The sequence below is a fragment of the Actibacterium sp. genome (assembly GCF_055134745.1).
Genome location: NZ_JBSRVX010000045.1, coordinates 28,708 through 47,447 on the forward strand (window position 1 = coordinate 28,708; position 18,740 = coordinate 47,447).

At 60.7% G+C, this 18,740-nt stretch carries 19 protein-coding genes and 1 pseudogene; 13 read left to right on the forward strand and 7 right to left on the reverse strand.

Annotated elements, in window-relative coordinates:
* Positions 1-6: 6 nt before the first annotated feature.
* Both ACTCHC_RS09485 and ACTCHC_RS09490 read left to right on the forward strand, forming a co-directional pair.
* A complete protein-coding gene (locus ACTCHC_RS09485) occupies positions 7-1,329 on the forward strand; it encodes an ammonium transporter (RefSeq protein ID WP_463022246.1) in 1,323 nt (440 codons plus the stop codon).
* Between the two features lie 165 nt (positions 1,330-1,494).
* Positions 1,495-2,835 (forward strand): ammonium transporter, encoded by a 1,341-nt coding sequence (locus tag ACTCHC_RS09490; protein WP_463022247.1) that lies wholly within the window; start codon positions 1,495-1,497, stop codon positions 2,833-2,835.
* A 71-nt stretch (positions 2,836-2,906) separates the two neighbouring features.
* Here the strand turns inward: ACTCHC_RS09490 and ACTCHC_RS09495 are convergent, their stop codons facing one another.
* Genes ACTCHC_RS09495 through ACTCHC_RS09505 form a run of 3 tightly spaced genes read right to left on the reverse strand, consistent with a single transcriptional unit; the run spans position 2,907 to position 4,469 of the window.
* Entirely contained in the window at positions 2,907-3,410 is a 504-nt protein-coding gene (locus tag ACTCHC_RS09495) for an isoprenylcysteine carboxyl methyltransferase family protein (protein ID WP_463022248.1), read from the reverse strand.
* On the reverse strand, positions 3,403-3,783 hold the full coding sequence (locus tag ACTCHC_RS09500; protein WP_463022249.1) for a 3-oxoacyl-[acyl-carrier-protein] synthase III C-terminal domain-containing protein: 381 nt from the start codon (positions 3,781-3,783) through the stop codon (positions 3,403-3,405). Before ACTCHC_RS09500 ends, ACTCHC_RS09495 begins: the two co-directional genes overlap by 8 nt.
* Positions 3,753-4,469, reverse strand: a complete 717-nt coding sequence (locus tag ACTCHC_RS09505) for a type III polyketide synthase (RefSeq protein ID WP_463022250.1) — start codon at positions 4,467-4,469, stop codon at positions 3,753-3,755. The genes ACTCHC_RS09500 and ACTCHC_RS09505 overlap by 31 nt, the downstream gene beginning before the upstream one ends.
* A gap of 309 nt (positions 4,470-4,778) precedes the next feature.
* Between ACTCHC_RS09505 and ACTCHC_RS09510 the strand changes: the two are divergent.
* The 8 genes and pseudogenes from ACTCHC_RS09510 to ACTCHC_RS09545 form a co-directional block, all read left to right on the forward strand.
* Positions 4,779-5,576, forward strand: a pseudogene (locus ACTCHC_RS09510) (S49 family peptidase); the annotation flags it as partial.
* Positions 5,577-5,751: 175 nt separating this feature from the next.
* Positions 5,752-6,708: a calcium/sodium antiporter gene (locus ACTCHC_RS09515; RefSeq protein WP_463022251.1), complete on the forward strand. Its 957-nt coding sequence runs from the start codon at positions 5,752-5,754 to the stop codon at positions 6,706-6,708.
* A gap of 8 nt (positions 6,709-6,716) precedes the next feature.
* Complete coding sequence (locus ACTCHC_RS09520; protein WP_463022252.1) at positions 6,717-7,490, forward strand: SDR family oxidoreductase; 774 nt, start codon at positions 6,717-6,719, stop codon at positions 7,488-7,490.
* 294 nt (positions 7,491-7,784) lie between these two features.
* Positions 7,785-9,674: an excinuclease ABC subunit UvrC gene (gene uvrC, locus ACTCHC_RS09525; protein WP_463022253.1), complete on the forward strand. Its 1,890-nt coding sequence runs from the start codon at positions 7,785-7,787 to the stop codon at positions 9,672-9,674.
* Between the two features lie 18 nt (positions 9,675-9,692).
* Positions 9,693-10,361 (forward strand): CDP-diacylglycerol--glycerol-3-phosphate 3-phosphatidyltransferase, encoded by a 669-nt coding sequence (pgsA, locus tag ACTCHC_RS09530; protein WP_463022254.1) that lies wholly within the window; start codon positions 9,693-9,695, stop codon positions 10,359-10,361.
* Entirely contained in the window at positions 10,358-10,606 is a 249-nt protein-coding gene (gene moaD, locus ACTCHC_RS09535; RefSeq protein WP_463022255.1) for a molybdopterin converting factor subunit 1, read from the forward strand. The genes pgsA and moaD overlap by 4 nt, the downstream gene beginning before the upstream one ends.
* A gap of 1 nt (position 10,607) precedes the next feature.
* Positions 10,608-11,066 carry a molybdenum cofactor biosynthesis protein MoaE gene (locus ACTCHC_RS09540; protein ID WP_463022256.1) on the forward strand — a complete coding sequence of 153 codons (459 nt, stop codon included), beginning with the start codon at positions 10,608-10,610 and terminating at the stop codon, positions 11,064-11,066.
* 11 nt (positions 11,067-11,077) lie between these two features.
* Positions 11,078-11,974, forward strand: coding sequence for an SDR family oxidoreductase (locus ACTCHC_RS09545; RefSeq protein WP_463022257.1), 897 nt, complete (start codon positions 11,078-11,080; stop codon positions 11,972-11,974).
* A gap of 6 nt (positions 11,975-11,980) precedes the next feature.
* On the opposite strand, the gene ACTCHC_RS09550 is transcribed toward ACTCHC_RS09545, so the two are convergent.
* The 3 genes from ACTCHC_RS09550 to ubiA form a co-directional block, all read right to left on the reverse strand.
* The gene (locus tag ACTCHC_RS09550) at positions 11,981-12,307 is read right to left on the reverse strand and encodes a hypothetical protein (RefSeq protein ID WP_463022258.1); all 327 of its coding nucleotides are present in this window, start codon (positions 12,305-12,307) and stop codon (positions 11,981-11,983) included.
* Positions 12,294-14,171, reverse strand: coding sequence for an OmpA family protein (locus ACTCHC_RS09555; RefSeq protein ID WP_463022259.1), 1,878 nt, complete (start codon positions 14,169-14,171; stop codon positions 12,294-12,296). Before ACTCHC_RS09555 ends, ACTCHC_RS09550 begins: the two co-directional genes overlap by 14 nt.
* 63 nt (positions 14,172-14,234) lie before the next feature.
* Positions 14,235-15,200 (reverse strand): 4-hydroxybenzoate octaprenyltransferase, encoded by a 966-nt coding sequence (ubiA, locus tag ACTCHC_RS09560; RefSeq protein WP_463022260.1) that lies wholly within the window; start codon positions 15,198-15,200, stop codon positions 14,235-14,237.
* 12 nt (positions 15,201-15,212) lie between these two features.
* On the opposite strand from ubiA, the gene ACTCHC_RS09565 reads away from it, so the two are divergent.
* Genes ACTCHC_RS09565 through ACTCHC_RS09575 form a run of 3 tightly spaced genes read left to right on the forward strand, consistent with a single transcriptional unit; the run spans position 15,213 to position 17,893 of the window.
* Positions 15,213-15,950 (forward strand): 16S rRNA (uracil(1498)-N(3))-methyltransferase, encoded by a 738-nt coding sequence (locus ACTCHC_RS09565; protein ID WP_463022261.1) that lies wholly within the window; start codon positions 15,213-15,215, stop codon positions 15,948-15,950.
* The gene (locus ACTCHC_RS09570; RefSeq protein WP_463022262.1) at positions 15,947-16,468 is read left to right on the forward strand and encodes a hypothetical protein; all 522 of its coding nucleotides are present in this window, start codon (positions 15,947-15,949) and stop codon (positions 16,466-16,468) included. Before ACTCHC_RS09565 ends, ACTCHC_RS09570 begins: the two co-directional genes overlap by 4 nt.
* A gap of 54 nt (positions 16,469-16,522) precedes the next feature.
* Positions 16,523-17,893 carry a glutamate--cysteine ligase gene (locus ACTCHC_RS09575; protein WP_463022263.1) on the forward strand — a complete coding sequence of 457 codons (1,371 nt, stop codon included), beginning with the start codon at positions 16,523-16,525 and terminating at the stop codon, positions 17,891-17,893.
* A gap of 15 nt (positions 17,894-17,908) precedes the next feature.
* Here the strand turns inward: ACTCHC_RS09575 and ACTCHC_RS09580 are convergent, their stop codons facing one another.
* A complete protein-coding gene (locus tag ACTCHC_RS09580) occupies positions 17,909-18,712 on the reverse strand; it encodes a sulfotransferase family protein (RefSeq protein ID WP_463022264.1) in 804 nt (267 codons plus the stop codon).
* Between the last annotated feature and the right edge of the window lie 28 nt (positions 18,713-18,740).

An 18,740-nucleotide genomic window follows, 5' to 3' on the forward strand; every position in this document is an offset into this window, starting at 1 on the left:
AATACAATGAAACTGAAAAACATTCTTGCAGCGGGGGTCGTTCTTTCGTTTACGGCCTTACCTCTGTTCGCACAAGAGGTGGACGTCACCCCGCCGAATGAAGAAATCGGCTATATCTTCACGACTTTCATGTTCCTGGTGACCGGTTTTCTGGTCATGTGGATGGGCGCGGGCTTTTCCATGCTGGAAGCAGGCCTGGTCCGTCAGAAAAACGTGACGATGCAGTTGATGAAGAACGTCGCGCTGTTTTCGATCGCGGCAATCATGTATTATCTGATCGGCTATAACCTGATGTATCCGGGTGACGGCTGGTCGATTGATGGTGTGCTGGGTGCGTTTGCATTCACGTCGCTGGAACCTGTCGGCGGATCAGCGGATACCGATCTGACCTATGCTTCGGTCGGTTCGGATTTCTTCTTTCAGTTGATGTTCTGCGCAACCACGGCCTCGATCGTGTCTGGCACGCTGGCCGAGCGTATCAAGCTGTGGCCGTTCCTGATCTTCACGGTAATCCTGACGGCGCTGATCTATCCGATCCAGGCAAGCTGGAAATGGGGCGGTGGATTCCTGGATGCGAACTTTGGTTTCCTTGATTTCGCCGGTTCGACGGTCGTTCACTCTGTCGGTGGCTGGGCTGCCCTGGCGGGCGCGCTGATCCTGGGGCCGCGTATCGGCAAGTACAAGGATGGCAAAACCGTTCCGATGCCGGGTTCCAACCTGACACTTGCGACCTTGGGTACGTTTATCCTGTGGCTGGGTTGGTTCGGCTTCAACGGCGGTTCGCAACTGTACATGGATACCGCGGGCAACGTGGCCGATATCAGCCGGATCTTCGCCAATACCAATACGGCCGCTGCCGGGGGTGCAATCGCCGCCCTGATCCTGACCCAGCTTTTGTACAAGAAGCCTGACCTGACCATGGTTCTGAACGGCGCCCTGGCTGGTCTGGTGTCTATCACCGCCGAGCCGCTGACGCCCAGCCTGGGTGCGGCCACCCTGATCGGTGCCGTGGGCGGTATTCTGGTGGTGCTGGCTGTGCCGCTGCTGGACAAGCTGAAGATCGACGACGTTGTCGGCGCGATCCCGGTGCACCTGGTTTGCGGTATCTGGGGGACGATTGCTGTCGTGCTGACGAATGGCGATGCCACATTGGGTGGCCAGCTGATTTCGATCATCATCGTCGGTGTGTTCGTCTTCGTCGTATCGGCCATTGTATGGTTCATCCTGAACGCGGTGATGGGTATCCGCGCCAGCGAAGAAGATGAAATCATGGGCCTCGATGTGTCTGAACTGGGTATGGAAGCATATCCCGAATTCTCGAAAAGCTGACACTTCCTTCCTGTCAGCCAGAGAAAAATTCCCGGGCGTTCGCGCCCGGGTTGTTTGTGTAGGACGAGACTGACCGACAAGCGGCCGGATGCCTTTTATCAGACATGCACAAGCGTCTGCGGCAAAACGCCGGATCAAAGTTCACGATAACCATGAGGGGCGCATATGCCGAAACTGCAAAAATTTCTGGGGTTCGGGGCCGCAGCATCTGCGGTACTGTTGGCCATACCGGCGCTGGCACAAGACAGTGCCGCCGCCGCCGGGCCTATTATCGAAAAGGGCGATGTGGCCTGGATGATGACATCCAGCCTGCTGGTTCTTTTCATGATCGTGCCGGGCCTTGCGCTGTTCTATGGCGGCCTGGTGCGCACCAAAAACATGCTGTCGGTATTGATGCAGTGCACGCTGATCACCGCCATGGTCATGATTATCTGGATATTCTGGGGCTATTCGATGGCCTTTGGCGGCGGCACCAGCCCGTTCTGGGGCGGGTTCGGCAAGTTGTTTCTGGCGGGCGTGTCCATGGACAGCACGGCGGCGACATTCACAGATGGCGTGGTTCTGCCTGAATATGTCTTCATTGCGTTCCAGATGACCTTTGCGGCCATCACCCCGGCCCTGATCGTCGGCGCCTTCGCCGAGCGGATCAAGTTTTCGGGCCTGATGCTGTTCATCGCACTGTGGGTCACGTTCATCTATTTCCCGATCGCGCATATGGTCTGGGATGGCGCTGGTTTGATCTTCAACATGGGTGCGATCGACTTTGCCGGCGGCACGGTGGTTCACATCAATGCCGGTATCGCAGCGCTGGTGGCGACGCTGGTGATCGGTCCGCGGGTCGGGCTGGGCAAAGACATGATGGCACCGCATTCGATGACGCTGACCATGGTCGGTGCCGCGATGCTGTGGGTTGGCTGGTTCGGGTTCAATGCCGGATCCAACCTGGAAGCAACATCGAACGCGACGCTGGCGATGATCAACACCTTTGTTGCCACCGCAGGCGCGATTGTCAGCTGGAGCATTGTCGAGGGTCTGACCCGCGGCAAGGCATCCGGTCTGGGCGCGGCATCAGGGATGGTGGCAGGTCTGGTCGCGATCACGCCGGCCTGTGGAACGACTGGCCCGGTGGGCGCAATCGTGCTGGGCCTGATCGTTTCGCCGGTCTGCTTCTTCTTCGTGACCTCGGTCAAGAAGATGTTCAAGTATGACGACAGCCTGGACGTTTTCGGTGTTCACGGCATCGGCGGAATCGTCGGCGCCATCGGCACCGGCATCCTGTGCGCGCCCAGCCTGGGCGGCACCGGGTTCGTGGTCGAGGCAGGCACGATGGGCGCGCAGGTTGCCGCCCAGGTCAAAGGTGTTCTGATCACCATCGCCTGGTCGGGTGTCGGCTCGCTGGTGCTGCTATACATCGTCAAGGCAATCATCGGTTTGCGCGTCAGCGAAGAAGACGAGCGTCAGGGGCTTGACCTGACGACCCATGGTGAAAGCGCCTATCATAACTGATCGCTTCGCGATCAAGCATCTGGCCCGGGCGTTCACGCGCCCGGGTCTGTCTTTCGGCAGGGTTTGGCGTGTCAGGTTCGCAATGGTGCCAGCGCCCGATCTTCGGCGCGGATACGGATTGACAGGATGATGGCGTTCAACAGCGTGAAGATTGCGGCGACCCAGGGCAATCCCAGCACCATTGGCGCGACAATGATTTCCGCAACGACAAGCGCATAGTTCGGATGGCGCAGAAATCGGAACGGCCCGCGCGCCACAAGCGGTTCGTTGACGACGATGATCCGCGTGGTCCAGCGTGACCCCATTGTGGCCAGAATACATATACGAAGAAGTTGCAACAGCACAAAGCCGACCAGCCATGGCGATGACAGGGCATTCCCCATCCCGAATACCGTCAGACAGGCAATCCAGCCTGCGTGCATCAGCACGACAAGCGGATAATGATCCGCGCCAACCTCATATGCGCCCTGGCTGACAAGACGCCGCGTGTTGCGTCGGGCCAGCGCCAGTTCGGCCAGTCGTTGGGCAATGATAAAGGTCACGAACAGGGCGCTGGGCCAGATGGTATCAGCCATCAGGGTTTTCCACGACTATGGGCATGAAGGATGCGGTAAAGCCCGGTCCCAGGGCGCAGGCCAGCATCTGGCCGCTGGTTCCCGCCGCCAGAACCTCTTTCAGGACGAACAATGCCGTGGGCGCGGACATGTTGCCGTAACGGCGCAGAATGTCGCGCTCGGCCCTCAGGCTGCCGGGTTCCAGCGACAGGGCGTTTTCGATCGCTTCGACAACTTTTGCGCCGCCGGGGTGGCAGACATAGCGCGCGATTTCGTCCCGGCGCAGGCCGGATGCCGCAAGCGCCCTGTTTACCGCGCCGGCAAAATTTTCCGATGTGAATGTCGGAATCGAACGATCGAAAATTACCCCAGGCCGATGTCGTCTGCATCCCACCCCATGATGTCCAACGTGTCGGCCCATATGTGCTGATGCCCGCTTTCCAGCGCGATGTGTCGTCCATCGGCGCGGATGGGCGACGATGAAATGCAGGCCGCCGCCGCGCCGTCGCCAAACAGGACGGTCGCGATGATATCGGCTTTTTGCAGACGGTCGGAGCGAAAGGATAATGTGCAGGCCTCGACGACGACCAACAGTACTTTCGCGCCGGGCTGCGACATGGCCAAAGTCTGGGCGATGCTCAGGCCGGACACACCGCCGGCACAGCCCAGACCAAAGACGGGAACGCGCTGAACATCATTGCGAAAGCCCATTCTGGTGAAGGCGCGTGCCTCAAGCGTGGGTGTCGCTATTCCGGTTGAACTGACGGTGACGATCATATCAACCTGGTCTGCGGCCCAGCCGGCATCTTTGAGTGCCAGATCGGCCGCCTGCACGAACATGGCCGTTGCGCCGGACAGATAGGCATTGTTGCGGTCAGACCATCCCTTGGGGTTTTCAAACCATTCGAAAGGAACGACGGAATAGCGGCTTTCGACACCCGAATTCGTGAATGTCGACAACAGTCGCTCGAACTGGGGGTATTTCGGGCCAAGGATCGGCTTGGCCTTGATCTGCACAATATCTTGCGGAAGCCGAAACTCGGGCACTGCGGTTGCAAGCCCGTTCAGATATGCTGTCATGTCGGACCTTTCCAAGGCTGCAGAGTCATGACTTTTCAAGTGTGACACATAGTCAGAACATCATGAAGCGAAACGCGACCGTTTGCTTGTCTAGGCAATCATCGGACGCGCTGAATTGTTCCCATGCAAATTTGTTCCCATGCAAATGCTGCGCAATGGCGCGGCACTGGCATAGAATGATCCACAGGCGGATAGAGGTTTCATCGGTTCACTGTGGTTTCTGTAGTCGAGTGCTGAAACAGCGCAACACTGGCAACTGATTGGCAATGCCGCCTTGTTCAGCCCTCTGTCGCACTCTACATCGAACGCATGAAACGCTGGCTGCCCTTCGTCAAACGCAACCCCGTGGTCGCCGTCTTGCGGCTGTCAGGGGTGATCGCATCCGGCAATCGGCCGGGTGGCGCGCTGAACGATGCGACGCTTGCGCCGCTGATCGAGCGGGCCTTTACCAAGGGCAAGCCAGACGCGGTGGCCATCGTGGTCAATTCGCCGGGAGGCTCGCCTGCGCAAAGCGCGCTGATTTCGGCACGCATTCGGCGGCTGGCGGTCGAGAAGGAAATTCCCGTTTACGCCTTTGTCGAAGATGTGGCCGCGTCGGGTGGCTATTATCTGGCCAGCGCCGCGGACGAGATCTGGATAGATGACAATTCCATCCTCGGGTCGATCGGGGTAATATCATCAGGTTTCGGGTTTCACGATCTGATAGCGCGCCATGGAATTGAGCGGCGCATTTACACGGCGGGTCGGTCCAAAAGCATGCTGGATCCCTTTCAGCCGGAAAAGCCCGAAGACATTGCGCGCCTCAAGCAGTTGCAGGCGCAGATTCATGACGGTTTCATCGCCCATGTCAAAGCCCGCCGCGGCGAGCGGCTGAACGCCGAAAGCGACCTGTTTGCCGGCGATATTTGGGTGGGTGCGCATGCGGTTGATGTCGGGCTTGCCGACGGGGTGGGGCATCTGGTGCCCAGGATGAAGGCAATGTTCGGGGACAAGGTGCGCTTCATCCAGCATGGCATGCGCAGGTCGATCTTTCAGCGCTTCGGTATCAGCCTGACAGACAATATAATTGGTGCGATCGAAGAGCGCGCCCATTGGGCGCGGTTCGGGTTTAAGCGTGATAATCAAGATCATCACCCTTATTCTGATCGGAATGGTGGGCTTGGCCATATTTGGCCGGTTCCGCTTTCCCGGTTCTTCCATCGTAAAATCGAAAAAATGTGCGTCATGCGGCCGATATCGGCTGGGCAAGGCGCCATGCCCTTGCACCAAAGGCTGATACGGTATGTGGAACGATCTTGCCTATGCGGCGCTGGGGCTTGTTATCCTGTTACTGGCGGGCGACGTGCTGGTGCGAGGTGCTGTCAATCTGAGTCTGCGTCTGGGCGTGCCCGCACTGATCGTCAGCCTGACAATTGTCGCCTTTGGCACATCGGCCCCGGAATTGCTGATTGCGATCAAGGCGGTTCTGGAAGATGCGCCGGGCATTGCCCTGGGCAATGTCGTGGGGTCGAACACGGCGAATATCCTGATCGTTCTGGGCCTGCCGGCGATGTTCGCCGGGATGCAGACGCGCGATTGCGACACAAGACGATCCTATGTGATCATGTTATGCGCGACAGTGCTGTTCATTGCCATCTGCCTGATCGGGCCCATCACCTGGTGGAACGGGCTGATCATGCTGGCTGTGCTGGCGCTGGTGCTGGCCGATATGGTGCGGGCCTCGCGGGCGCATCGGCGTGCGGCAAGGGATTGCAGTTCCGACATTTCCGAAATCGAAGGAGTGGACCCGTCGCTGGCGTGGTGGAAGATTGCGCTGTTCCTGGGGCTTGGGCTTATCGGATTGCCGTTGGGGGCCGATCTTCTGGTGGACAGTTCGGTGAATATCGCCCGCGAAATCGGGGTCAGTGAAACCGTGATCGGTTTGACGCTGGTTGCGTTGGGCACGTCATTGCCGGAACTTGCCACGACGGGCATGGCGGCCCTGCGCCGGCAGGCGGATGTGGCGCTGGGCAATGTCATCGGGTCGAACATGTTCAACCTGTTGGGTATCATGGGCGTGACCAGCCTTGTCGGCCAGATTGCGATACCGCCGGAAATTTTGCAGTTTGACCTGTGGGTGATGCTGGCGGCATCATTGATCCTGGCCCCCTTTGTCTTCCTGGGGTGGAATATAAGCCGGGCCTGGGGGGCGTTTCTGAGCGCGCTATACGTAATCTATGTGGTGGTGGTTCTGACATGAGCAAAGGCATGGCACTGGTCACGGCTGCAGGCCGGCGGCTGGGTCGCGAGATGGCGCTGACCCTGGCCCGGCAGGGCTATGATGTCGCCGTGCATTACAACAGCTCGAAACAAGAGGCGCTGGCGGTGGTGGCCGAGATCACGGCCATGGGGCGCTGGGCTGTCGCCTTGCAGGCCGATCTGCTGACCGAGTCAGGCTGCGCCGCGCTGGTGCCTGAAGCGATGCGCGCGTTGGGCGGGCCGCTGACGGTTCTGGTCAATAACGCCTCGATTTTCGAACATGACGACATTCACACCGCCACCCGTGACAGCTGGGACAGGCATATGGGCTCGAACCTGCGGGCGCCCTTCGTTCTGACGCAGCAATTCGCACGCCAGGTGCAACCCGCCACGGCGGATGAGACTGGCGAGCCGCTGGCGCGGGGGCTGGTTGTCAATATGATCGACCAGCGCGTTCACAAACTGACGCCGGAATTCATGACCTATACGCTGGCGAAGATGGGCTTGTGGGCATTCACCCGGACCGCCGCGCAGGGTCTGGCGCCCCATGTCAGGGTAAATGCGATCGGCCCGGGGCCGACATTGCGGGGCGGGCGGCAAAGCGAATCCCATTTTGCGGCACAACGCGCCGCGACGATTCTTGGCCGTGGGGCGGATGCCGCCGATGTAACCGGCGCACTGGTTTATTTGCTGTCTGCGCGGGCGGTGACGGGCCAGATCATCTGTGTCGATGGTGGGCAGCATCTGGGCTGGAAAACGCCGGATGTGATCGGTTTAGAGTAAAAGCAGCGCGACCCGCGTTAAAGTTTTCCACTTTTCGTATTCCCTTTACAAAACCTTCGTGTTTTTCGCAGTGTTTTCAGTAATTTGCGGCGGTCGAAAATTATATGATTTGAAATCAATGCCTTACATTAGCGCCCAAAATTTGGGCAAATCATCGAAGCAGGCCAAAAACAAAGGAAATTTCGGATCGACGAATAGTTACCCGCAGGTTTATCCACAGAAACCGTGGACAGGTTTCTTCTTGCCACAAGCGGGCTATCATTGCAGCAATCGCAGGAATCACACCATACCGACATGACTGATCAACCCATATCGCGGATACTGCCGGATCAGCCCGATCGCCCCGTCGGGGCGGATTGCGTTGCGTCCTATCTGCCGTCGCTGGATAACTCGCCCGGCGTTTATCGCATGCTGGATACGCAGGCACGGGTTCTGTATGTCGGCAAGGCGCGCAGCCTGCGCAAACGGGTTGCCAATTATGCCAAGCTGACCGGTCATTCGCCGCGGATCGAACGGATGATCCGTGAAACCGCATCGATGATGTTTCTGACGACGCGGACCGAAACCGAAGCGCTGCTGCTGGAACAGAACCTGATCAAGCAGCTTAAACCGCGCTATAACGTGCTGTTGCGTGACGACAAAAGCTTTCCCAACATCCTGATGGCCAAGGCGCATCCCTTTGCGCAACTGACCAAGCATCGCGGGGCGAAAAGCGTCAAGGGCAGCTATTTCGGCCCCTTTGCCAGCGCCCGCGCCGTGAACCGGACCTTGAACCAGTTGCAGAAGGTGTTCTTGCTGCGCAGTTGTTCGGATTCAGTGTTCGAGGGCCGGTCGCGGCCCTGCCTGCTGTATCAGATCAAGCGATGCAGCGGCCCCTGTGCCGGGCTGATCAGCCGGGATGACTATGCGGCCATGGTCGAGGATGCCGAACGTTTTCTGCAAGGCAAGACCACCGGTGTGCAGGAGGAACTTGCCACGCAGATGGCCGCGGCCTCCGAGGCGCTGGAATTCGAGCGCGCCGCCGCATTGCGCGACAGGATCCGTGCCCTGACCGAGGTGCAGCAGGCCCAGGGGATCAACCCCCGCGGGGTGACCGAGGCCGATATTGTGGCCCTGCATATGGAAGGCGGGCAGGCCTGCGTGCAGGTGTTTTTCATCCGTGCCAATCAGAATTGGGGCAATCACGATTATTACCCCCGCACCGGCAGCGGTGCCGAGGCGGCCGAGGTGTTGCAGGCCTTTCTGGGCCAGTTCTACGACAACAAGGAACCGCCACGCCTTATCCTGCTGTCGGATGAGATCGAAGACCCCGATCTGATGGCGCAGGCCCTGTCGCAAAAGGCCGGGTGCAAGGTCGAGCTGATGATGCCGCAGCGCGGTGAAAAGGCCGAACTGGTGGCTGGCGCACTGCGCAACGCCCGTGAGAGCCTGGCGCGGCGCCTGTCGGAAACCGCCACGCAGGGTCGGCTGCTGGAGGGCCTGGCGCAGGCCTTCAATCTGCCCGCCCCGCCCCAGCGGATCGAGGTTTACGACAACAGCCACATTCAGGGCACCAATGCGGTCGGGGCGATGATCGTGGCCGGTCCCGAAGGGTTCATCAAAAGCCAGTATCGTAAATACGACATTCGCGGCGGCGATCTGACGCCGGGCGATGATTTCGGTATGATGAAAGAGGTTCTTACCCGCCGGTTTCAGCGGTTGCAGAAGGAAGACCCCGATCGCAAGGGCGGCACATGGCCCGACCTTTTGTTGATAGATGGCGGTGCCGGGCAGGTCAGCGCCGTGGCCGGGATCATGGCCGATATGGGGGTTTCCGATCTGCCGATGATCGGGGTGGCCAAGGGGATAGACCGCGACGCCGGCAAGGAAGAATTCCATCGCCCCGGTCAGCGGCCCTTTGCCCTGCGCCACAATGATCCGGTATTATATTTCGTCCAGCGCCTGCGGGACGAAGCGCACCGCTTTGCCATTGGCGCGCACCGGGCCAAGCGGGCCAAGGCGGTTGGCGCGACGCCGCTGGATGATGTCCCCGGTGTCGGGGCTGCGCGCAAACGGGCGCTGCTGGCGCATTTCGGCTCGTCCAAGGCTGTCAGTCGCGCTGGGCTGCCCGATCTGAAAGCTGTCGAAGGCATTTCGGACAACATCGCCCAAACCATTTATGACTTCTTCCATGACAAGGGCTGACAGGGTAAGCCTTGGGTCATGACATGGACCTTGCCCAATATCCTGACCGTCTTTCGCCTGTTTGCAGCGCCTGGCGTTGCCCTGGCCTTTGCATTGCTGGCGCGGCCCTATGCCGATTGGCTGGGGCTGATCCTGTTTGTCACGGCCGCGGTCACGGATTGGTTTGACGGTTATCTGGCGCGCAAATGGCAGCAGGAAAGCCTGTTTGGCGCGATGCTGGACCCGATCGCCGACAAGGCGATGGTGGTGATCGCGCTGTTTATCGTGGTCGGCTATGCGGGGATGCCGCTGCTGCTGGTGCTGCCTGCGGCGCTGATCCTGTTTCGTGAGGTCTTCGTTTCGGGCCTGCGCGAATTTCTGGGCGATACGGCGGGTTTGCTGAAGGTGACCCGGCTGGCAAAATGGAAGACGACCGTTCAGATGGTCGCCATCGCCGTTCTGTTCGTGCAGGGCGTGTTTGAACATTATGTCGGGATGCAAAGCCAGGGCATGGATGCAGCCATGCTGAACGATGTTCTGTCCGGGCGGGTCGCGGATGATGGCGGGCTGATCTGGAAATATAAGGCGATGCTGGCCACATGGTATGGCGGCAGCGCCTTGTTGTGGCTCGCCGCGGTTCTGACCCTTGTTACCGGGGCCGACTATTTCGCCAAGGCGTTGCCCTATCTGCGCGAGGAAAAGCCATGATCGACATCTTGTATTTTGCCTGGGTGCGTGAACGTATCGGCCTTCCCAAAGAGCGTGTCGAAACGCAGGCGGCCACGGTCGCGGATCTGGTGCGCGAACTGAAGGCGCGCGAAGAAAGATACGATGCGGCCTTTGCCGATCTGACAGCCCTGCGGGTTGCGGTGGATCAGGAACTGACCGATTTCAGTGCATCGCTGCAGGGTGTGCGTGAGGTCGCCTTTTTCCCACCGATGACGGGGGGATGAAATGGCCATTCGGGTGCAGCAACAGCCGTTCGATCTGGGGGCCGAGGTCAGCCGGTTTGCCGGCGCCCGTCACGATGCGGGCGCGGTTGTCACTTTCACCGGACTCGTGCGCGATGATGGCGGGCTGGACCGGATGCAGATCGAACATTATCCGGGCATGACCGAACGCGCCCTGCAACAGATCGAAGGCGAGGCGCGCGCGCGATGGCAGTTGCGCGATGCGCTGATCATTCACCGCTTTGGCGATCTGCGGCCCGGCGAGGCGATCATGATGGTCGCGACCGCCGCCGCGCATCGGGCCGCCGCATTCGAGGCTGCCGAATTCCTGATGGATTATCTGAAGTCGCGCGCGCCCTTCTGGAAAAAGGAATTCGGCGCGGATGGTGCGGCATGGGTGGCCAGCAAGGATGCCGACGAACAGGCGCTGGGGCGTTGGGCATCGCCAGAAGACCAAAATTAACGGAGGACAAGATGACATCAATGTTTCGCGCCGATCTGCTGGCGGGCAAGCGGATTCTGATCACGGGCGGCGGCACCGGTCTGGGCCGCGAATTCGCAGATGAATTCATGGGATTGGGCGCCGCAGTGCATATCTGTGGGCGCCGCAGTGCGGTTCTGGAGCAAACGGCGGCGGAACTGGCCCAAATCCATGGGCCGCGCATTCATACGCATATCTGCGATGTCCGCGATGCCAATGCGGTTGATGCGATGGTGGGTGACATTTGGCGCGACCATGGGCCGCTGACCGGTCTGGTCAATAACGCGGCAGGCAACATCATCGCCCCGACCGAAAGCCTGTCACCGCGCGCCTTTGACGCGGTGACGGGTATTGTGATGAACGGGTCGTTCTATGCCACGCATGCCTGTGGCAAGCGCTGGATTGAGCAGGGGCTGAAGGGCAATGTTCTGTCAACGCTTGTGACCTGGGTCTGGGATGGCAGCCCCTATACCGTGCCATCGGCCATGGCCAAGGCGGCCGTGCATGTGATGACCAAATCGCTTGCGGCGGAATGGGGGAAATTTGGTATCCGGCTGAATGCCGTGGCCCCCGGCCCGTTCCCGACCGAAGGCGCATGGAAACGCCTGCGCCCAGGCACCGCCACCGATGGCAGCGATGATGATACACGCCAGATTCCGATGGGCCGTCTGGGCAAGATGCCCGAGCTGCGGTCGCTGGTGGCCTTTCTGATGGCGGACGAGGCCGAATACCTTACCGGCGAATGCATCGCGATCGACGGGGCGGCGATGCTGGCAACGGCGGGCAATTATTCGCACCTGTTTTCACGGACCAAGGAAGAATGGGATCAGGTGCGCGCGCTGTCGAAACAGGCCTCTGATCGCGAAAAGGCTGAACGCGAAGTCAAATAGGGCGCTTCAGCCAGCGTTTTTACGTTCGATATAGGCGCGCAGCTCTTCCGCTTCTTGCCGCGCCTGGCGCAGGCCGTCCATTGCCGCGCGCAGTTCGGCCTGCGTTTGTGACATCTGGCTGGTCAGTTCCGACTCGCGTTGTTGAAGATGCGAAATTGCCAGATCGCGCATTTCCTCGGCCTCGTGCAGGTCATGGGCCATCTTGTCCAGGTCGTTCAGATCACCGGGGGTAACGCGGCTGAACCTGTGAACCAGCCAGAAGGCGAACCAGCCCAGCAGGAACGCCACGAACAGGATGACTGCGGTTGCGACGATAAATTCAGTTCTGTTCATCGGGGCTGTCCGTTTCTGATTGGGCGGCATCCCCTTCTTGCGGGGGTTCCGCGATCAGGGTGAATTCGATGCGGCGGTTCTGTTCGCGGCCTTCTTCGGTGTCATTCTCGGCGATGGGCTGGCTTTCGCCATAGCCTTTGGCGCGCAGGTTACTGGTCAGAACCCGCCGCGCCAGAAGGGCCGACAGAACCGAATCGGCCCGCTGCTGGCTAAGCCGTTCGTTCATGTCAGCGCCACCCTGGCTGTCTGTATGCCCACCGATCTCCATCGCGACATCGGGGCATGATTTGAGGATATCGGCGATCTTGTCGACCACGGCCAGCGACGCGCCCCCAAGGGTTACCGAACCGGGGTCGAAGGTGATCTTCTGTGCGGCCTGAATGTCGCTGATCGCGGCAACGCAGTCTTCGGGCGAAGGCTGCGCCGTTTCGGGGGTGGCCGGTTCAACATAGGTGACATCTATCGTAAAGCTTTGCCCTTCGCCCAGCTTGCCCGCCAGCAACCGCGTCAGACTGGCGCGCGCATCCGGGTCAGAGCTGGCCCCGAGCAGGGTGATGGTGTCAGGGGTGATGCTGATCCGGCCGTTGTGCAATGACGACAGCGCCTCAAGCCCGGTCAGCACCCGCAGTGGCCAGCCGGTCGGCAATTGGGCGTCAAGGCGCAGCGAGGCGTGCACATTGGCGATGCCAAAGCGGGCGCGGGCAAATGTTTCGGTAGCATTCCGCATCAGTTCATCGCTGACCCGCCCGCGCATCTGCATCAGGCCTTCGGGGCTGAGGGTGGCGATGAATTCGGTTGGACCCTTGGGCGCGGCTGACCCCGCACCGGCGGTGCTTTCGGGCAAGACGGTGTGCAAGGTAAAGGGTTCGGGCAGATCGGCCTCGAGCGCGGCGGCGATGCGGTCGAAATCGCCCTTTTGGGCGCCTTCGGGCGCAGTCAGCGTCACATCCGCGTCAGAGAATGTCAGGGCACCGCCCCCGTTTTCGGCAAGCGCGGCAATCGCGCGTTCCACCGCGTCGCCCCATCGCGGGCTGGGCACGCCAAGCCCGATCGTGCATTCAACATCTGATGGCACCCCAAGCGCCTGTGCGGCGGCCAGAATTTTTGCGGCCGCAGTTTCGCTATCGGCCGAGCAAGCGTCAAAGCTGGCGCCGTCGGGGGTTTTCACAAGGCGCAGTGTAAAGGGGGTAATGGCGGGGCGGGGTGCTGATATGTCGATCTTCGCGGTGATCCCGGCAGGAATTTTTCGGGACAATTCCGCCTGCAGGCTGCGCTTTTGGGCGGCGCTGTCGGAAATGGCGATGATAGCCACGGTATCGGCGCCCACGGATATCTTGGCTCGCGGCAGCATCGCCAGCGCATCCAGGCCAAAGGACAGCGCATCCTGCCAGCCCGCCGGGGCGGGGTAATCGGCGACATTCAGCATATCGGTCACAGGCACGCCCCTTGCGGCCTTGTTCACAGCGGTTGCGATTTCATCCCTGCCCTGGGCGGCCGGCACCAGGCCGATCATCGAGACGCCGGTTTCGTTGCGCAACAGTTCCAATGAAAACTGGGGCGGCGCGATGGGGCTGGAGGTGATGATCGAGATTGCGTCGATCACGCGCGCGGCATCTATGATGCTTCCGGCGGCTGACAGGGCGCGAAAGCGCGCCGCCTCGCTGGGGGCTTGACCCGACAGGTGAATGAGCAAACCGTCGGCGCGGGCGTCCGCCCAGGTTATGCCTTCGTCCAGCATGGCGTTCTTGACCGCCTGTTGCGCGCGCCGCTCAACCGCATGCACAGAAACCACTGCCGCCGTCAGGCACAGGGCCGCTGCTAAAACAAGTGCCGCCATTGCGATCAGGTTCGGGGCTTTGCGCATTGTTCGGGCGTGGTTCCTTTGTCTTGCTGCAAGGTCTTTAGTGGCCCTGCCCGGATCAGGCAATCAAACCAGAAGGGCAACGGCGAAAAACAGCGCAGGGATCAGCCCCGCATCGCGATTGGCGCGAAACAGCGACAGGCAGCGCGCGCCATCGTCTATATCCAGCCGCGACAATTGCCAGGTCATGTGCCAGCCAAAGGCCCAAACCCCGGTCAGCGCGATCAAAAGGCGTGGAATATTGTCTGCACCGATCAGCGCGGTCACGATCGCTGCTGTCATCAGCAGGGTGGTCGCCATCATGAACAGCCGCAAGACAAGGTGGGTCTTGTCGCCGAACAGGCGGGCCGTGGACTTTATGCCGATCAGGGCGTCATCCTCGCGATCCTGATGGGCATAGATGGTGTCGTAAAAGATCGTCCAGGCGATGCCCGACAGGTAAAGCAGCAGCGGCGGCAGGCTCAGGCTGCCGGTATGGGCGGCCCAAGCCAGCAATGCGCCCCAGTTGAACGCAATGCCCAGAAAAACCTGCGGCCACCAGGTAAACCGCTTGGCAAAAGGATAGATCGCCACGGGCGCCAGCGACAGGATCCCCATCAGAATTGCCGTGGTGTTGAAGGTCAGCAAGATCGCAAGGGCGATCAGCGCCTGCGCGGCCATCCAGACGGCCGCCTGCCGGACGGTGACCTGCCCTGACGGAATCGGCCGGGATCGGGTGCGCGCGACGCTGCCGTCGATATGGCGGTCGGTGATGTCGTTCCAGGTGCAGCCCGCCCCGCGCATCAACCACGCGCCCAGCGCGCAGCCGACGATGATCCACAGATCGAACCATCGCCAGCCGGTCGCGCCCGCAGCCAGCAGGACGCCCCACCAGCAGGGCAGCAGCAGCAACCATGTGCCGATCGGCCGGTCGGCGCGGGACAGCCGCAGATAGGGGCGCGTGCCCGCCGGTGCGAACCTGTCGACCCAATTGCCGCTGACAGCGTCAAAGACGCGGCCTGCGGCCTCTGGCATTTCATCCGTGCCGGTCATATCGTTGCCCCCATGAATATGCGCGATGGTCCCAAGATACGGTTGTATGTAGAACACCCTCTGGGGGATGGGCAAACCATTCCTCTGACGCGCGATCAGGCGCATTATCTGTTCGGCGTGATGCGGCTGAGCGAAGGCGGGCAGGTGCTGGTGTTCGATGGCCAATCGGGTGAATGGCTGGCCGAGGTGGTGGATGCCGGCAAGCGCGGTGGGGCTTTGCGTTGCGTCGCGCAGACCCGGCCGTTGCAGATGCCGCCCGATCTGTGGCTGCTGTTCGCGCCGATCAAGAAGGCCCGAACGGATTTTATCGTGGAAAAGGCGGCGGAAATGGGCGCGGCGCGCATCTGTCCGGTGCAGACGGAATTCACCAATTCCGACCGTATCCGTCAGGACCGGTTGCAGGCCCATGCCGTCGAGGCTGCCGAACAATGCGGCGGCACCTTTGTTCCACATGTGGATGATCTGCAAAGGCTGGACCGGCTTCTGGCCAATTGGCCCGCGGATCGGCATCTGATGTTTTGCGACGAATCCCTGTCGGGCGGTGCGACCCCGGCTATTGACGGCAGGAAAGGGATGCCCTGGGCGATCCTGATCGGGCCAGAGGGCGGGTTTTCACAGGCCGAGCGTGCCCGGCTGGCGGGGCTGCCGCAGGCGATGCCGGTCAGTCTGGGTCCGCGCATCCTGCGGGCCGACACAGCCGCCGTGGCGGCGATGACGCTTTGGCAACTGTCACTGGGGGACTGGGCATGAGCCTGATCCGCCCTGCGGTTGTGGTGGCCCTGGCCCGCTGGCGCGAGGTGCTGACCGGCGCTGGCGTGGCGGTGCTGGGTGTCTGGGTGTTCAGCCTGGGCGGTCTGTTCTTCCAGGGACTTGGGGCCATTGTGGCGGCGACGGGTGGTGCGCTGGGCATCATAGGCCTGCGCCGGATGCGATTTGCAGGTCATGGTGGCGCCCTTGGGCTGGTCGAGGTGACGGAGGGCCAGATCACCTATCTGGCGGCCCGTGGCGGCGGTTTTGTCGCGCTGGGCGAAATGACGCGGCTGCGGCTGGTGCAGGATGATGACGGTCAGCGACACTGGCTGGTTTCGCAGCGGGGGCGGGGCGATCTGGCGATTCCGGTCGATGTGGTGGGGGCCGAAGATCTGTTCGATGCTTTCGTATCGCTGCCCGCTGCCGATCCGCGCCGGATGCTGACCGCGCTTGACAACGGGGCTGCACAGGGGCCCGTCACGATCTGGCAGCCGCCGGTTCATGTGGCCTTGACTTGAACCGCCTGCCGCCGCACCTGTTGAACCCGAAGAACCAAGATCGGAGCCTGTCCCATGTCCATCCCTCAGTCCGGCGGCGGGCCCATTGAAAGCATCCAGCAGCTGGCGGAATATCTTGCCTCGGGCTGCAAGCCCAAATCCGATTGGCGCATCGGCACCGAGCATGAAAAATTCGGCTATTGCAAAGATACGCTGAAGCCGCTGCCCTATGCTGGGGAACGGTCTGTGCTGGCGGTTCTGCAAGGTCTGCGCGACCGGCATGGCTGGAAACCGGTGATGGAAGGTGACTTTCTGATCGGCCTGGAAAAGAACGGCGCGAATGTCAGCCTGGAACCGGGCGGCCAGCTGGAATTGTCCGGCGCGCCGCTGGAAACCATCCACGAAACCTGTGATGAGGTGAACACCCATCTGCGCGAGGTCAAGGACATCGCCGATGCGGTGGGCGTCGGTTTCATCGGGTTGGGGGCGGCGCCGATCTGGTCGCATGACCAGATGCCGGTGATGCCCAAGGGCCGCTATAAACTGATGACAGCCTATATGGACCGGGTCGGCAGCATGGGCAAAACCATGATGTATCGCACCTGCACCGTGCAGGTGAACCTTGATTTCGGGTCCGAAGCGGACATGGTTCAGAAGATGCGCGTGGCACTGGCCCTGCAACCCGTGGCCACCGCGCTGTTTGCCAATTCGCCGTTTCTTGATGGTCGGCCCAACGGGTTCAAAAGCTGGCGCGCCCGCGTCTGGCGCGATCTGGACCCGGCGCGCACCGGGATGCTGCCTTTCGTGTTCGATCAGGGTTTCGGGTTCGAATCCTGGGTGGATTATGCGCTGGATGTGCCGATGTATTTTGTCTATCGCGACGGCAAATATATCGACGCGCTGGGCCAGTCGTTCCGCGATTTCATGGCCGGTCGCCTGCCCGCATTGCCGGGCGAGATTGCCACGCTGTCGGATTTCGCCGATCACCTGACCACGATTTTCCCCGAAGCGCGTCTGAAGAAATTCATCGAAATGCGCGGGGCCGATGGCGGGCCGTGGCGGCGGCTTTGCGCGTTGCCGGCGTTCTGGACCGGGATCATGTATGATCAATCGGCGCTGGATGCGGCCTGGGATCTGGTCAAGGGCTGGGATGCCGAAACCCGCGACGCGCTGCGGGTGGCGGCGTCAAAAGATGCGCTTCAGGCGCAGGTCGGCGATATCAGGATGCGTGATCTGGCGGCCCGGGCAGTAGAGATTTCCCGCGCCGGTCTGGTGGCACGGGCGCGCCCCGGTGCAGGTGGCATGGTGCCTGACGAAAGCCATTTCCTGAACGCCTTGCACGATAGCGTGGACAGCGGCCAGACCCCCGCGGACGAACTGCTGGCGCATTACAATGGCGACTGGCAAGGCGATCTGACGCGGATCTACCCCGAATACAGCTATTAGATCGGGCCGGGAGGATCAGGCGCCCAGCTTGGCGTGAACCTCGTCAAGATCGACCTCGCCCAGGGGCATCTTGTTGCCGGGATTTTCGAAATCATATCGGAACAGATTGAAATCGCGCTTGTAGATTTCATAGACCAGATGCATCGAAAGATCGTCGAAATAGTCTTCTACCGGATGGGCACGCTTGGGTCCGTGGCCTTCGGATTCGTTGAAACGGGGAATGCTGCCCAGATCAACCTTGTGCGGGGTTTCGACCGCATCCAGCACGGATTGCATGCCTTCGTCGAATTTCTCGGTGAAAAAGATATTGTCGTAGCGTCCGCCATTCACGATGAAGGTCGAAATATGCCCCGAAATGGCTGACCAGTGGATGTCAGGCTCCATCGGGCGGCGCCAGCGGATGGTGTCGCGGGCGAACAGCAAGAAGCGGCGAAAGCTTTCGATCTGGTCGAAATCGCCTTCGACCTGCACGCCGTATTTCTGGATCAGCAGCGGCACCAGATTGCCGCGATAGCGTTTTCCGTTACGCTGAATGCCGCAGATCTTGTCGAAAAACGACGACAGGATGCGGGTATAGGGATTGCGCACGCAGGTGAAGGCATAGGATTTATGGCCCTTCACATTGGCCTCGATCAGTGGCTGGCTGTCCTCGATCGCCCATTTGTGCATGCCTTCCATGGCATCATGCACATCACCGTCGAAAAATTCGCCATGGTCGGAATAGAACATGATCTGGCCGATGGTCGAACAGGCGCATTTTGGCACCACGCGATAAACCATGCTTTCGCTTTGCGTCATCCATGTGCCGGGAAATCCCATGTCTTTCTGCCTCCTGCGCCGCCGGTTT

Coding starts and splice junctions, on each gene's coding strand:
- ACTCHC_RS09485 (WP_463022246.1), top strand. CDS start 7: ATGAAACTGAAAAACATTCTTGCAGCGGGGGTCGTTCTTTCGTTTACG.
- ACTCHC_RS09490 (WP_463022247.1), top strand. CDS start 1,495: ATGCCGAAACTGCAAAAATTTCTGGGGTTCGGGGCCGCAGCATCTGCG.
- ACTCHC_RS09495 (WP_463022248.1), bottom strand. CDS start 3,410: ATGGCTGATACCATCTGGCCCAGCGCCCTGTTCGTGACCTTTATCATT.
- ACTCHC_RS09505 (WP_463022250.1), bottom strand. CDS start 4,469: ATGACAGCATATCTGAACGGGCTTGCAACCGCAGTGCCCGAGTTTCGG.
- ACTCHC_RS09515 (WP_463022251.1), top strand. CDS start 5,752: ATGTGGAACGATCTTGCCTATGCGGCGCTGGGGCTTGTTATCCTGTTA.
- ACTCHC_RS09520 (WP_463022252.1), top strand. CDS start 6,717: ATGGCACTGGTCACGGCTGCAGGCCGGCGGCTGGGTCGCGAGATGGCG.
- uvrC (WP_463022253.1), top strand. CDS start 7,785: ATGACTGATCAACCCATATCGCGGATACTGCCGGATCAGCCCGATCGC.
- pgsA (WP_463022254.1), top strand. CDS start 9,693: ATGACATGGACCTTGCCCAATATCCTGACCGTCTTTCGCCTGTTTGCA.
- moaD (WP_463022255.1), top strand. CDS start 10,358: ATGATCGACATCTTGTATTTTGCCTGGGTGCGTGAACGTATCGGCCTT.
- ACTCHC_RS09540 (WP_463022256.1), top strand. CDS start 10,608: ATGGCCATTCGGGTGCAGCAACAGCCGTTCGATCTGGGGGCCGAGGTC.
- ACTCHC_RS09545 (WP_463022257.1), top strand. CDS start 11,078: ATGACATCAATGTTTCGCGCCGATCTGCTGGCGGGCAAGCGGATTCTG.
- ACTCHC_RS09550 (WP_463022258.1), bottom strand. CDS start 12,307: ATGAACAGAACTGAATTTATCGTCGCAACCGCAGTCATCCTGTTCGTG.
- ACTCHC_RS09555 (WP_463022259.1), bottom strand. CDS start 14,171: ATGCGCAAAGCCCCGAACCTGATCGCAATGGCGGCACTTGTTTTAGCA.
- ubiA (WP_463022260.1), bottom strand. CDS start 15,200: ATGACCGGCACGGATGAAATGCCAGAGGCCGCAGGCCGCGTCTTTGAC.
- ACTCHC_RS09565 (WP_463022261.1), top strand. CDS start 15,213: ATGAATATGCGCGATGGTCCCAAGATACGGTTGTATGTAGAACACCCT.
- ACTCHC_RS09570 (WP_463022262.1), top strand. CDS start 15,947: ATGAGCCTGATCCGCCCTGCGGTTGTGGTGGCCCTGGCCCGCTGGCGC.
- ACTCHC_RS09575 (WP_463022263.1), top strand. CDS start 16,523: ATGTCCATCCCTCAGTCCGGCGGCGGGCCCATTGAAAGCATCCAGCAG.
- ACTCHC_RS09580 (WP_463022264.1), bottom strand. CDS start 18,712: ATGGGATTTCCCGGCACATGGATGACGCAAAGCGAAAGCATGGTTTAT.